Annotated in this window: 10 protein-coding genes; 7 read left to right on the forward strand and 3 right to left on the reverse strand. The window is 64.8% G+C overall.

Features of this window, described 5'->3' with window-relative positions; all coding sequences use genetic code 11:
• Positions 1-112 precede the first annotated feature (112 nt).
• From queA to fabV, 7 genes are all read left to right on the forward strand, one after another.
• A complete protein-coding gene (gene queA / locus ACEF39_RS08585) occupies positions 113-1,180 on the forward strand; it encodes a tRNA preQ1(34) S-adenosylmethionine ribosyltransferase-isomerase QueA (RefSeq protein WP_500287631.1) in 1,068 nt (355 codons plus the stop codon).
• 140 nt (positions 1,181-1,320) lie between these two features.
• The gene (gene tgt / locus ACEF39_RS08590; RefSeq protein ID WP_500287632.1) at positions 1,321-2,451 is read left to right on the forward strand and encodes a tRNA guanosine(34) transglycosylase Tgt; all 1,131 of its coding nucleotides are present in this window, start codon (positions 1,321-1,323) and stop codon (positions 2,449-2,451) included.
• A 136-nt stretch (positions 2,452-2,587) separates the two neighbouring features.
• Entirely contained in the window at positions 2,588-2,932 is a 345-nt protein-coding gene (gene yajC / locus ACEF39_RS08595; RefSeq protein WP_089240484.1) for a preprotein translocase subunit YajC, read from the forward strand.
• 61 nt (positions 2,933-2,993) lie between these two features.
• Positions 2,994-4,850, forward strand: coding sequence for a protein translocase subunit SecD (secD, locus tag ACEF39_RS08600; RefSeq protein WP_500287633.1), 1,857 nt, complete (start codon positions 2,994-2,996; stop codon positions 4,848-4,850).
• Positions 4,851-4,865: 15 nt separating this feature from the next.
• Complete coding sequence (secF, locus tag ACEF39_RS08605) at positions 4,866-5,846, forward strand: protein translocase subunit SecF (protein ID WP_100552292.1); 981 nt, start codon at positions 4,866-4,868, stop codon at positions 5,844-5,846.
• A 216-nt stretch (positions 5,847-6,062) separates the two neighbouring features.
• Positions 6,063-7,414, forward strand: a protein-coding gene (locus ACEF39_RS08610; RefSeq protein WP_500285688.1) for an IS3 family transposase whose coding sequence is annotated in 2 segments (ribosomal slippage) — positions 6,063-6,519 and positions 6,519-7,414 — 1,353 coding nt in all. Because the reading frame shifts where the segments join, the coding sequence is not laid out codon by codon here.
• A gap of 548 nt (positions 7,415-7,962) precedes the next feature.
• Positions 7,963-9,222 (forward strand): enoyl-ACP reductase FabV, encoded by a 1,260-nt coding sequence (gene fabV, locus ACEF39_RS08615; protein ID WP_500287634.1) that lies wholly within the window; start codon positions 7,963-7,965, stop codon positions 9,220-9,222.
• Between the two features lie 117 nt (positions 9,223-9,339).
• Here fabV and ACEF39_RS08620 read toward each other — a convergent pair whose 3' ends face one another.
• The 3 genes from ACEF39_RS08620 to ACEF39_RS08630 all read right to left on the reverse strand — a co-directional run bounded on the left by ACEF39_RS08620 (position 9,340) and on the right by ACEF39_RS08630 (position 13,230).
• Positions 9,340-11,409 (reverse strand): EAL domain-containing response regulator, encoded by a 2,070-nt coding sequence (locus ACEF39_RS08620; RefSeq protein WP_500287635.1) that lies wholly within the window; start codon positions 11,407-11,409, stop codon positions 9,340-9,342.
• 91 nt (positions 11,410-11,500) lie between these two features.
• Positions 11,501-12,685: a BaiN/RdsA family NAD(P)/FAD-dependent oxidoreductase gene (locus ACEF39_RS08625; RefSeq protein ID WP_500287636.1), complete on the reverse strand. Its 1,185-nt coding sequence runs from the start codon at positions 12,683-12,685 to the stop codon at positions 11,501-11,503.
• Positions 12,682-13,230, reverse strand: a complete 549-nt coding sequence (locus ACEF39_RS08630) for a YaeQ family protein (RefSeq protein ID WP_033830883.1) — start codon at positions 13,228-13,230, stop codon at positions 12,682-12,684. The genes ACEF39_RS08625 and ACEF39_RS08630 overlap by 4 nt, the downstream gene beginning before the upstream one ends.
• Between the last annotated feature and the right edge of the window lie 116 nt (positions 13,231-13,346).

The raw sequence follows: 13,346 nt of genomic DNA on the forward strand, positions 1-13,346 counted from the left end.
CGATGCTAGCACTTGTTTTTTTGCGCGATAACCCCGCAAAAGACTGCTGCATAGCAGCATTTTGCGCGACGTTTGGCCTCGCCCGTGCCGGCTCGCAGACGCTGGACGTACAATGCGCGCCATTGTCGACCTGTTGCCGTCCACTGCCTTGAAGAAGTCCGATTTCCATTACGAACTGCCGGCCGAATTGATCGCCCAGGCTCCTCTGGCCGAACGCTCGGCGAGCCGTCTGTTGCTGGTGCCGCCGACTCCGACAGCCTTCACCGACCTGCAGGTGCGCGACCTTCCATCGCTGCTGCAACCGGGCGACCTGCTGGTGTTCAACGACACCCGGGTGATCCCGGCGCGCCTGTTCGGGCAGAAGGCCAGCGGTGGCCGCGTGGAGATCCTGATCGAGCGCCTGCTCGGCGGCCAGCAGGCGCGAGCGCAGGTCGGAGCGAGCAAGTCGCCCAAGGCCGGCAGCCGCATCGCCCTGGATGCCGGTGGCGAAGCCGAAGTGCTCGGCCGCGACGGCGAGTTCTACGTGTTGCAGTTCCACGTGCCGGAGTCGCTGGAACAGTGGCTGCTGCACGCCGGGCGGCTGCCGTTGCCGCCCTACATCCAGCGCGAGCCGGGCATGGACGACCGTGAGCGCTACCAGACCGTGTTCGCGCGCGAAGTGGGGGCGGTGGCGGCACCGACCGCCGGCCTGCATTTCGACGAACCTTTGCTGGCCGCGCTGAAGGACAAGGGCGTGGATTTCGGCCACGTCACCCTGCACGTGGGCGCAGGCACGTTCCAGCCGGTGCGCGCCGACGACCTGAAGGACCACGTCATGCATCGCGAGTGGCTGAACGTGGGCGCCGAGCTGGTGCAGCAGGTGCGGCGCACGCGTGCGGCCGGTGGCCGGGTGATCGGCGTCGGCACCACCGTGGTGCGCGCGCTGGAAAGCGCGATGCGCGACGGCGAACTGCTGCCGTTCGCTGGCGAAACGCAGATCTTCATCACCCCCGGCTACCGGATCCGCAGCGTGGATGCGATGGTGACCAATTTCCACCTCCCCGAAAGCACGCTGCTGATGATGATCTCGGCCTTCGCCGGCAAAGAGCGGGTGTTCGAGGCCTACCAGCACGCCATCGAGCAGCGCTACCGCTTCTTCAGCTACGGCGACGCGATGCTGCTGTTCCCGCAGGCGGGCTGAGGCGCCAACACGCGCTTGCGGTGGGTGCGCACCGTTGGTGTGCACTTGCGGGCAATCCGCCGGGCATGGCCCGGCGCTACCGGAGCAGGAAAGGTGGTTTTGGGAGACAATAGGCGACTATTTGCCCGAACGACCGCTCCATGTCCCGATTGCAGTTCCAGCTCAAGACCCGTGATGGCCGCGCCCGCCGTGGCCGCCTGACCTTCCCGCGTGGCACGGTGGAAACGCCGGCCTTCATGCCGGTGGGGACCTATGGCTCGGTCAAGGGCATCCTGCCGGACCAGGTGCGTGCGCTGGGCGCCGAGATCATCCTCGGCAACACCTTCCACCTGTACCTGCGCCCGGGCCTGGACATCATCGCCGACCACGGCGGCCTGCACGGCTTCTGCCGCTGGGATGGCCCGATCCTGACCGACTCCGGCGGCTTCCAGGTGTTCTCGCTGGCCCACCGCCGCAAGATCACCGAGCAGGGCGTGACCTTCGCCTCGCCGACCGACGGCGCCCGGGTGTTCCTGGGCCCGGAGGAGAGCATGAAGATCCAGAAGGTGCTCGATTCGGACGTGGTGATGATCTTCGACGAGTGCACGCCGTACCCGGCCACCGAAGACGTCGCCCGCCGGTCGATGGAACTGAGTCTGCGCTGGGCCCAGCGCAGCCGCAACGCGCATGACGAGCTCGGCAATGACGCGGCCCTGTTCGGCATCGTCCAGGGCGGGGTGCACACCGATCTGCGCAGCCGTTCGGCCGAGGCCCTGCAGGGGATCGGCTTCGACGGCTATGCCATCGGCGGCCTGGCCGTGGGTGAGCCGGAAGACGAGCGCAACGCCATGCTCGACCATCTGGACCCCGAGCTGCCCGCCGACCGTCCGCGCTACCTGATGGGCGTGGGCCGCCCTGAGGACCTGGTCGAGGGTGTCGCACGTGGCGTGGACATGTTCGATTGCGTGATGCCGACCCGGAATGCGCGCAACGGCCACTACTTCACCTCGTTCGGCACCGTTCGCATCCGCAATTCACAGTATGCGCGGGACCTGGACCCGATCGAGCCGGGCTGTGGCTGCGTGGCCTGCGCCGGCGGCTATACCCGCTCGTACCTGCGCCATCTGGACCGTTGCAACGAGATGCTGGCGCCGATGCTGGGCACCCAGCACAACCTCTTCTACTACGAAAAACTGATGGCCGACATCCGCGCGGCCATCGAGGCGGGAACCTTCCTGGCCTTCCGCGAGTCCTTCTACGCAGCACGCGGGGCGGTAGCGCCGCCCCTGTAAACCCGCAGCACCCCCTGCCAAACGGCCCAAGGACGAATGCCCGGGGCCGTGGCATACTTCAAGGCTGACCCAGATCCGCGGTCGACACCTCGTGCCCGTGAAACGGCCGAAGCGCCGCCCAACCAAAGGACCAACGATGAACCTGCTTGCCTTCCTGATTCCCGCCGCCCACGCCCAGGCCGCTGGCGGCCAACCGCAGGGCATGGGCCTGACCACGCTGCTGTTCCCGATCATCCTGATCGCCATCATGTACTTCCTGATGATCCGCCCGCAGATGAAGCGGCAGAAGGAGCACAAGTCCATGCTGGAGAAGATCAAGCGCGGCGACGAAGTGCTGACCAACGGCGGCATCGCCGGCAAGGTCACCGATATCGGCGACAACTTCGTCACCGTCGAAGTGGCCGAGAACGTGCGCATCCGCGTGCAGAAGGGCGCTGTCGGCAGCGTGCTGCCGACCGGCACCCTGGATTCGGCCAAGTAAGCCACTCCCTTTCTGAAGCACAACCGCGGCGCCGGGGATGGCGCCGCGCGGGACCCAAGCAATGCTCGAATTTCCACGCTGGAAGTACGTCGTCATCGTGATCGTACTGGCGCTCAGCGCGCTGTACGCACTGCCCAACATCTACCAGAAGGACCCGGCCATCCAGATCACCGCCAACCGTGGCGGCCAGGTCGACGATGCGCTGCGTGACCGTGTGCTGGCCGACCTGAAGAAGGCCGGAGTGACCACGCTCGGCGCAGAGAAGGAAGGGGACAGCCTGATCGTCCGCCTGTCGGACCTGAAGTCGCAATCTGCCGCCAGCGATGCGCTGCGTGACAGCGTGGGCGAGAACTACACGGTGGCCCTGAACCTGGCCTCGACCGTGCCGGACTGGCTGGCCAAGCTCGGCGGTCGCCCGATGGTGCTGGGCCTGGACCTGCAGGGCGGCGTGCACTTCGTGCTGCAGGTCGACCAGAAGGCCGCGCTGGACAAGCGCCTGGACGCCTACACCGAAGACGTGCGCAGCACCCTGCGTGATGCGCGCATCGCCTACCAGTCGGTCGAGCGTCGTGCCGACAACACCATCGTCGCCAACCTGAGCCCGTCGGCCGGCGAAGATGCCGGTACCCGTGCGCGCGCCGCGCTGGCCAAGGCGCAGCCGACCCTCGGCTACGACGTCAATGGCAACCGCATCACGGTGTCCATTCCGGAAGCCGAGATCGCGCAGATCGCCAACGGCGCCATCGAGCAGAACATCAACACCCTGCGCAACCGCGTGAACCAGCTCGGCGTGTCCGAGCCGATCATCCAGCGCCAGGGTGCTGACCGCGTGGTGGTGCAGCTGCCGGGTGTGCAGGACACGGCCGAGGCCAAGCGCATGATCGGTGCCACCGCCACCCTGGAATACCGGGCGGTTGTGGATGGCAACGCGCAGGATGCCATCGCGTCGGGCCGCATCCCGCCGGAAGCCAAGGTCTACCAGCGTCGTGACAACGGCGGTCCTGTGCTGCTGAACAAGCGCGTGATCGTCACCGGTGACCAGATGGTGGCCGCGCAGGCGGTGACCGACTCCACCAGTGGCACCCCGGCAGTCAGCGTGACGCTGAACAACGTCGGTGGCCAGCGCATGTTCGATTTCACCAGCGCCAACGTGAACAAGCCGATGGCGGTGGTCTACACCGAGCGCGTGCCGACCGTGACCGTGGTTGACGGCCAGGAAGTGCGTGGCTTCAAGGTCAACGAGGAAGTGATCTCGGTGGCCAACATCAACGGCGTGTTCGGCAAGAACTTCCAGACCACCGGTCTGCAGAAGAAGGAAGCCGAAGACCTGGCCAAGCTGCTGAAGTCGGGCTCGCTGGCTGCGCCGATGGACTTCGTCGAAGAGCGCGTGGTCGGCCCGAGCCTGGGTGCGGAGAACGTCAAGAACGGCATCACCGCGGTGGTCTACGCGTTCATGTTCACCCTGGTGTTCTTCACCATCTACTACCGCATGTTCGGCCTGATCACCTCGGTCGCGATGCTGTTCAACCTGCTGATCGTGGTGGCGGTGATGTCGCTGTTCGGCGCGACCATGACCCTGCCGGGCTTTGCCGGCTTGGCGTTGTCGGTCGGTCTGTCGGTCGACGCCAACGTGCTGATCAACGAGCGTATCCGTGAAGAGCTGCGTGCCGGCGTGCCGGGCAAGACCGCGATCGTGACCGGTTACGAGCGTGCTTCGGGCACCATCCTTGACGCCAACCTGACCGGCCTGATCGTCGGTGTGGCGCTGTTCGCATTCGGTACCGGTCCGCTGAAGGGCTTCGCGCTGACCATGATCATCGGTATTTTCGCTTCCATGTTCACCGCGATCACCGTATCGCGTGCACTGGCGACGCTGATCTACGGCCGTCGCAAGAAGCTCCAGAACGTGGCCATCTGACGGGACGACACGCACATGAAACTGTTTCCGCTGCACATCCTCCCGAACGATACCAAGATCGACTTCATGCGCTGGCGCCATGTCGCGATGGTCGTCACGATCATCGTGTTCCTGGCATCGATCGGCATCATCGGCTTCAAGGGCTTCAACTACGCTCTGGACTTCACCGGCGGCACCCTGATCGAAGCCCGCTTCGAACATGCGGTGGACGTCGAGGACGTCCGCAGCAAGCTTGAGCAGAACGGCTTCGATGGCGCCCAGGTACAGAGCGTCGGTGGCAACACCGACCTGCTGATCCGCCTGGCCCCGCACGGTGAACACGCTCCGGGTACCGGTGGCGCGTCTGCCGAGGACAAGGCCACGGCTGCGGCCGTGGTCAAGGCGGTCTCTTCGGCGGACAACCAGGCCACCGTGCTGCGCAACGAGTTTGTTGGCCCGCAGATCGGCAAGGACCTGGCGATGAATGGCCTGTACGCCACCATCTTCATGCTGGCCGGCTTCCTGATCTACATCGCGGTGCGCTTCGAATGGAAGTTCGCGGTCACCGCCAGCATCGTGGCCATGTTCGACCTGATCGTGACGGTGGCTTACGTGTCGCTGCTCGGCCGTGAGTTCGACCTGACCGTGCTGGCCGGCCTGCTGTCGGTGATGGGTTTTGCGATCAACGACATCATCGTGGTGTTCGACCGTGTCCGTGAGAACTTCCGCAGCCTGCGCGTGGAGCCGATGGAAGTGCTGAACCGTTCGATCAACCAGACGCTGTCGCGTACGGTGATCACCGCGGTGATGTTCTTCCTGTCTGCGCTGGCCCTGTACATGTACGGCGGCAGCTCGATGGAAGGCCTGGCCGAGACGCACATGATCGGTGCGGTGATCGTGGTGCTGTCCTCGATCCTGGTCGCCGTGCCGATGCTGACCGTGGGTGCCCTTCGCGTGACCAAGCAGGATCTGCTGCCCAAGGCCAAGGACATCGAAGCCCTGGAGCGTCGTCCGTAAGCCTCTGCTGCACGCAACACACAGAGAACCCCGCGCAAGCGGGGTTTTTTGTTGGCAGGGCTTGCAGCCCTGCACCTGCTGCAATCAACGGCAACGTCAAAAGCCGGAGCGGCATTCCGTGGGATGGCGGGGCACTGTGGGTTTGCGGGGACGCCGTAAACCCATCCATGAAGTGACCCCCGGAAGTTGGACACCCCGTCCAACTCCGAGGATTTCATGAATAGGTATGACGCGCGCTTCAAACTTCAGGTCGCCAAGGAGGCCTGCAAGACCTCCACATCCGTCAAGGCGGTGGCCCGTCGCCACGGTCTGGAGTTTTCGACGGTCCGGCGTTGGGCAGCGACCTACCGGCTGCATGGTTGGCGTGGGTTTCACCGCAAAGTCCGGTCCTACGATCTCCAGTTCAAGCTGGATGTCCTTGAAAAGATGCGTCAAGAAGGGATGTCTGGGCGCGAGGCCACGACCTATTTCCAGATCGGAGATGCCGGCGCGGTGGGGCAATGGCAACGGCTGTATGCTGACGGTGGCGCCCAAGCGTTGGCGCCGCCACCATTACCGCCCCCAAAGCCGATGAAGAAGACCCGCTCGTCCAAGCCAGCCGAGGACATGAGCCGCGATGAGCTCCTTAAGGAAGTAGCCTACCTGCGTGCGGAGACGGCCTACTTAAAAAAGCTCGATGCCTTGATCCAGGAAGAGCAGGCGGCACAGCGCACAAAGCGCAAGCCGTCCAAGGATTGAGGCAGGCCCACTCCCTGCCGCTTTTGCTCGAGGCGGCCGAGTTGTCGCGCAGCACGTTCTATTACCAGGTTCATGCCTTGGCCCATCCTGATGAGGGCGAGGTGGAACTGCGTGAGCGCATCCGCGCGATTTACGACGAAAGCCAAGGGCGCTATGGCTACCGCCGCATAACACTGGAACTGGCCAATCGGGGCGAGGCGATCAACCACAAGCGGGTGCAGCGCCTGATGGCCGAGCTGGGCCTGCAGTCGCGCGTACGCATCAAGCGCTACCGCGCGTTCAAGGGCACAGCCAATGTCGTGGTTCCCAACGAACTGGACCGTCAGTTTGAAGCCGAAATTCCCAACCAGAAGTGGGTGACCGATGTAACCGAGTTCAAAGTGCAGGGCATGAAGCTCTATCTTTCGCCGATCATGGACCTCTACAACGGCGAAATCGTGGCCTACCAGATGAAGCGTCGGCCGGTGTTCGATCTGGTGGGTCAGATGCTGGATCAGGCGATCAAAAAGCTCTCACCCGAAGATCGACCGATGATCCACTCTGACCAGGGATGGCACTACCAGCACGAGAACTACCGGCACAAGCTCGAGAGGCGCGGCCTGAAACAAAGCATGTCCCGACGTGGCAACTGCCTGGACAACGCGGCCATGGAGAGTTTCTTCGGGACACTGAAGTCGGAATTTTTCTACCTGAACAGCTTTGACAGTATCGAAAGCCTGGAAGCGGGCCTGGTTGAGTACATCAGGTACTACAACGAAGACCGCATCAAGCTGAAGTTGAAGGGCATGAGCCCGGTAAAGTACCGGGAACAGGCCAAGCTGGCCGCCTGACCGCCCAACTGTCCAGCTTTTGGGGGTCACTTCACCATGGGGGCTTGGTCGCCGCATCCATGCGGCTCACACCCCGCAAACCCACAGTGCCCCGCCTTCGACAGTTGGCCGGCGGCCAGTAGATCCACGCCATGCGTGGATGAAATCTGTCAGACATCGAAACAATTCCGGGGTCAGATCCGTTTTCCTTCGGAAAACGGATCTGACCCCACGAGCCGTTCCAACAGATCGCAGAAAACTGTCGAAGGCGGGGTGGGTCCGGTTGCGGGGGTGTCCGCGGCATGGATGCCGCGGCCAAGCCTACAGGGACGTATTTACGGCGTCCCCCGCAACCGGACCCACCCCGCCACCCCACGGATAGCCGGCTTTTGACGTTGCCGTTGATTGCAGCAGGTGCAGGGTGCAACCCTGCAAAACACCACCACCCTACGCCAGCGTCGGTTGTGCAATCGGCCCCTGCGCACTACGATCCTGCGGTTCGCGCGCACACGCGTGCCCGTACTCCTGCTGAGCGCCCCGTGCGCCGCATCTGCCAACCCGAGGTCTTCATGGTCATCAAACCGCGCGTCCGCGGCTTCATCTGCGTCACCACCCATCCGACCGGCTGCGACGCCGCCGTCAAGCAGCAGATCGACTACATCCGTGCGCGCCCGCCGATCCAGAACGGCCCCAAGCGCGTGCTGGTGATCGGCGCCTCGACCGGCTACGGCCTCGCCGCGCGCATCACCGCCGCCTTCGGCAGTGGCGCGGCAACCCTGGGTATCTTCTTCGAGCGCCCGGGCAGTGAAACCAAGCCGGGCACGGCGGGTTGGTACAACTCGGCGGCCTTCCACAAGTACGCCGACGAAGCGGGCCTGTATGCCAAGAGCATCAACGGCGATGCGTTCTCCGACGAGGTGAAGGCGAAGACCATCGAGATGATCAAGGCCGATCTCGGCCAGGTTGATCAGGTGGTCTACAGCCTGGCTGCGCCGCGCCGCAAGCATCCCAAGACCGGCGAGATCATCAGCTCCACGCTGAAGCCGATCGGCGAGCCGATCACCCTGCGTGGCCTGGATACCGACAAGGAAGTGCTGACCGAAACCCACCTGCAGCCGGCGACCGCGGAAGAAATCGCCGGTACCGTCGCAGTGATGGGCGGTGAGGACTGGCAGATGTGGATCGACGCGCTGGCCGATGCCGGCGTGCTGGCCAATGGCTGCACCACCACGGCCTTCACCTATGTGGGCGAAGAGATCACCCAGGCGATCTACTGGAATGGTTCCATCGGTGCCGCCAAGAAGGATCTGGACGACAAGGTGCTGGGCCTGCGCGAGAAGCTGGCCAAGATCGGCGGCGATGCGCGCGTGTCGGTACTGAAGGCGGTGGTGACCCAGGCCAGCTCGGCGATTCCGACCATGCCGCTGTACCTGTCGCTGCTGTTCAAGGTGATGAAGGCAAAGGGCACCCACGAAGGCTGCATCGAGCAGCTCGACGTGCTGTACGACATCCTGTACGGGGCCAAGGCCGATGGCGGTGCGGTCGATCGCCTGCGCCACGATCTGGTCGATGGCAATGGCCACACCGTCGCGCTGATCGATGAAGAGGGACGCCTTCGCGCCGACTACAAGGAAATGGCGGCCGACGTGCAGGGTGAGGTGCTGGCGCTGTGGCCGCAGGTGACCAATGAGAACCTGTACGAGATCAGCGACCTGGCCGGCTACAAGGCCGATTTCCTGCGTCTGTTTGGTTTCGGTGTTGAAGGCGTCGACTACGAAGCCGACGTCAACCCGGACGTGAAGATCGATAATCTGGTCGATTTGACCTGATTGAAAAAAGGCCGGCGCAAGCCGGCCTTCTTCTATTGGTAGCGCCGCGCCATGCCCGGCGAGCGTAGCGGTTTGCCAACCATCCGCCGGGCATGGCCCGGCGCTGCCGGCGAGGCATCAACCGAACTCGAAGTTCATCGCCGGCGCTGCTGGGCCGACGAAATCGCCCTGCACGTAATCGACGCCGGCACTGAACAGCAGTGTCATCGAGTTGGCGTCGCTGACGAACTCAGCCATGGTGCGGATGCCGGCTTCCTGCGCGCGTGCGGTGATCTGGCTGACCCGGTCGATGTTCTCGCGGGTGGCGGCCAGGTCGCTGGTGAAGCCGCGATCAAGCTTGAGGAACTGCGGCTGGAAGTGGGCCAGCAGCTGGAACGAATCCAGGCCCGAGCCGAACTGCTCCAGACCGATCCGGCAGCCGAGTGGCGCCACTTCCGCCAGGAACTGCTGGGCGCTGCGCAGGTGGGTGAACACCTTCGACTCCGGCGCATGCAGCCACAGGCGTTCGCCCGGCACGCCGTGTGCCTGCAACTGCTGGCGCAGCGTGGCGATCATCTTCGGATCATCGAACGATTCCGGCGTGACCTTCACCAGCACCTGGGTGGGATGGCCCTCGCGCGCCCGCGCGCCCAGTACCGCGATCGCCCGCGATACGACCCAGCGGTTGATGTCCGCCAGCAGGTCGTGTTCTTCGGCAATGCCGAGGAACGCGGTCGGGCTCAGCAGCTCTCCGTTGTGCTCCAGCCGCAGGTAGGCTTCATACAGCTCCAGCGACTCGCCCTGCAGGTTCAGCACCGGCTGGTAATGCAGATGGAAGCCATCGCCTGCCAACGCTTCGCGGATGCGCGCGACCCAGCGCTGCACGCGCTCTTCCTCCACGCGATCAACAGCGGCCGGGTCGAAGATGCGGCAGGTATTGCCGAGCGCGGCAGCGGCCTGCGTGCATTCACTGGCGCGCGCCAGCACCTGGCCGATGCTGGCGATCTTCTCGCCCACCTGCACCCCGCCAATGCTGACGGTCACCGTGGCCGAGCGCGCACCGATGCTGAAGACGTGCGCGGCATAGGCTTCACGGATGCGCTCGGCCAATGCCACGGTCTGCGCATAGGGACCGGACTGCAGCACGGCGAAACTGTGTTCGCCGAAACGGGCCAGCTGCGCATCTTCGCCAACGACCTTGGCCAGCAGCGCGGCGAGGGCGCCGATCAGGGCGTCGGCCGAGGCCAGGCCGATGTCCGGGAGCAGGCGCGCGTAATGGTCCGGTTCGACCATCAGCAGACCGAACTGGCCCTCGCTGCGCCCGGCTTGGGCAACCGCATCCTCGACCTGCAGCATGAAGGTCGGGCGGTTGAGCAGGCCGGTGACCTGGTCGCGCTGGCGCAGGTCTTCGACCTCGCGTGCCAGCTCGGGGTCGAATTCCATGCGCCGGCGGAACACCACCTGCAGGCAGGATTCGCCCTCGTAGGTGGCCGCGGTGAACTCCATAGTGGCCGGGAAGGCGCTGCCGTCCTGGTGGCGGGCGTCCAGCTGGTACTGCGGCGGAGGCGCTTCGCCGCGGCTGAGTGACTTCAGCAGCTGCTTGAAATCATCCACGTGCTGGGCGGCAACCATGTCCAGCAGCGAGATGCCTTCAACCTCCTCGAAATCCTCGTAACCGAACATTTCCAGGTAGGCGTCATTGGCGCGGATGTGCATGCCTTCGTGGACATAGGCGATGGGCTCGCGCGACGAGGCGATCAGCGCGTCGCAGCGACGCTCGGTCTCGCGCATCTGCGCCTCGATCCGGCGCAGGCCGCGGCGTGCCTGCAGGTCGACCCACTGGTCGCGGACCACTGCCAGCAGGTGTTCGGCGCGCTGGCGCAGGGCGAGGGCGCGAACCCCGTTGCTGCTGGCCTGTACCAGTTCGTCCTCGTCGATGCGTTCGGCCAGCAGCACCAGCGGGATGTCCTTGCCGCTGGCGGCGATGTGCTGGGCCACCAGTGGCAGCGGAATGCTCTGCGAGGGCGCAGCCAGCACCAGGTCGATCGCCTGGCTGGCCAGCACCTGCGACAGCTCGGCCGAATCCTGCGGGCGCCATGGGCGCACGGCGATGCCGCTGTTGCGCAGGGTGCTGACGATGGCTTCGGCGTTCTCGCCGCTGTCATCGACGATCAGCAGGCGGATGGTGATGTCGTTCGCGTTCTGCATGCACTGCTCCCCAATCTGCAAATCTAGATACACGATGCGTGGCGGCACGTCCATGCGCGCAGCGGTTGCGTGCCTGGAACGGCGATGCGGTTCACACCGCGCAGCCGGCCGCGTGCCCGCTGGCCCAGGCCCACTGGAAGTTGTAGCCACCCAGCCAGCCGGTCACGTCCAGCACCTCGCCGACGAAATGCAGGCCAGGCACGCGCTTGGATTCCAGCGTCGACGAAGAGACTTCGTTGGTATCGACACCGCCAAGGGTGACTTCGGCGGTGCGGTAGCCCTCGGTGCCGCTGGCCACCAGCGGGAAGGCTGAAAGCACCTGTGCTGCCTTGCGCAGGTCCGGCTCGTCCAGTTGGCGCACCGGGCGGTCAGGCAGCCAGTGCTCGCACAGGCGCTGCGCCAGTCGCTTGGGCAGTACATCGCCCAGCACCGTACGCAGTTCCGCGGCGGGGCGTTCGCGCTTCATCTGGCGCAGCCATTCGCCGGCATCCTGGCCGGGCAGCAGATCCAGCGACAGCGCGTCACCGGGTTGCCAGAACGAGGAAATCTGCAGGATGGCCGGGCCACTGACGCCACGATGGGTCAGCAGCATGAAGTTGCGGAAGCTTGTGCCATTGCAGCTGGCCTCGACCGGCAGGGCGACGCCGCTGAGTTCGGCCAGGCGCTCCTGGTGGGTACCGCTGAGCGTCAACGGCACCAGGCCGGCGCGGGTCGGCAGCAGCTGATGGCCGAACTGGCGCGCGATCTCATAGCCGAACCCGGTTGCACCGAGGCTGGGAATGGACAGGCCGCCGGTGGCGACCACCAGCGAGGCGCAATGGAACAGGCCGTGCGTGGTCTGCACGCGGAAGCCGTCGGTGCCATGCCCGATACGTTCCACGCTGCACTGCGTGCGGATCTGCACGCCGGCCTGCTGGCATTCGTCCACCAGCATCTTCACGATCTGCTTGGACGATACATCGCAGAACAGCTGGCCCAGCTCTTTTTCGTGATAGGCGATGCCGTGGCGCTCGACCATCTCGATGAAGTGGTAGGGCGAGTAACGCGCCAGCGCCGATTTGCAGAAATGCGGATTGGCCGACAGGAAGTTGGCCGGGGTAGTGCCGGTGTTGGTGAAATTGCAGCGGCCACCGCCGGACATCAGGATCTTCTTGCCGATCTTGTTGGCGTGGTCGATCACCTGCACATGCCGGCCTCGCTGGCCCGCCGTGATCGCGGTCATCAGCCCGGCTGCGCCGGCACCGATCACCAGCACGTCGCAACGGATCGTGCTCATGCCTTGGCGCGCTTGCGCCAGTTGGGGATCACGTCCAGCTGCATCTGATCGTTGAGCAACTGCACTTCGGCGTCCTGGATCAGCACGCTCCAGCGCATCGCACGCTGGATCTGCTGGCCCCACAGATCGACGAATCCGCCGTCCAGGTCCACCACCGACAGGTTGTCGAAGCGGGCCAGACCCTTGCTCTGCTTCTGCCACCAGATGTCCGACGCATTGCCGCCGTAGTTGACCACCTGCACCTGCCGGCTGCGGTTGCTGGCCTTGCGGATGCGCGACTCGTCCGGATGGCCGAGGTCGATCCACTGCAGGATGTCGCCGGTGTAGTCGTGTTCCCACAGGTCCGGCTCATCGTCGGTGCTCAGGCCGCGGCCGAACTCCAGGCGGTCGCCAGCGTTCAGCGCGAAGGCGAGCAGGCGCACCATCAGGCGTTCGTCGGTTTCAGACGGATGCTGGGCCAGGGTCAGGTTGTGGGTCGCGTAGTAGCCGCGATCCATGTCGCTGATCTGCAGTTCGGCCTTGCGGATGGTGGCGGTGAGGGCCATGAAAATCCAGAGGGGTAAAGACCGTCAATGATAGAGGTTTGCCCCGGGGGTGTCCGGTATGGGGGTGTCGGCAGGGCGTGATCGGTGGCACGCTGGCCGCCCTGATGCTTCCGGCT

Origin of the sequence: Stenotrophomonas indicatrix (assembly GCA_041545745.1) — a bacterium.
In the GTDB taxonomy this organism is placed as follows: Bacteria; Pseudomonadota; Gammaproteobacteria; order Xanthomonadales; family Xanthomonadaceae; genus Stenotrophomonas; species Stenotrophomonas indicatrix_A.

Bases quoted from the DNA above. Each gene is read 5' to 3' on its own strand.
- queA (WP_500287631.1), top strand. From the start codon at position 113: ATGCGCGCCATTGTCGACCTGTTGCCGTCCACTGCCTTGAAGAAGTCC.
- tgt (WP_500287632.1), top strand. From the start codon at position 1,321: ATGTCCCGATTGCAGTTCCAGCTCAAGACCCGTGATGGCCGCGCCCGC.
- yajC (WP_089240484.1), top strand. From the start codon at position 2,588: ATGAACCTGCTTGCCTTCCTGATTCCCGCCGCCCACGCCCAGGCCGCT.
- secD (WP_500287633.1), top strand. From the start codon at position 2,994: ATGCTCGAATTTCCACGCTGGAAGTACGTCGTCATCGTGATCGTACTG.
- secF (WP_100552292.1), top strand. From the start codon at position 4,866: ATGAAACTGTTTCCGCTGCACATCCTCCCGAACGATACCAAGATCGAC.
- fabV (WP_500287634.1), top strand. From the start codon at position 7,963: ATGGTCATCAAACCGCGCGTCCGCGGCTTCATCTGCGTCACCACCCAT.
- ACEF39_RS08620 (WP_500287635.1), bottom strand. From the start codon at position 11,409: ATGCAGAACGCGAACGACATCACCATCCGCCTGCTGATCGTCGATGAC.
- ACEF39_RS08625 (WP_500287636.1), bottom strand. From the start codon at position 12,685: ATGAGCACGATCCGTTGCGACGTGCTGGTGATCGGTGCCGGCGCAGCC.
- ACEF39_RS08630 (WP_033830883.1), bottom strand. From the start codon at position 13,230: ATGGCCCTCACCGCCACCATCCGCAAGGCCGAACTGCAGATCAGCGAC.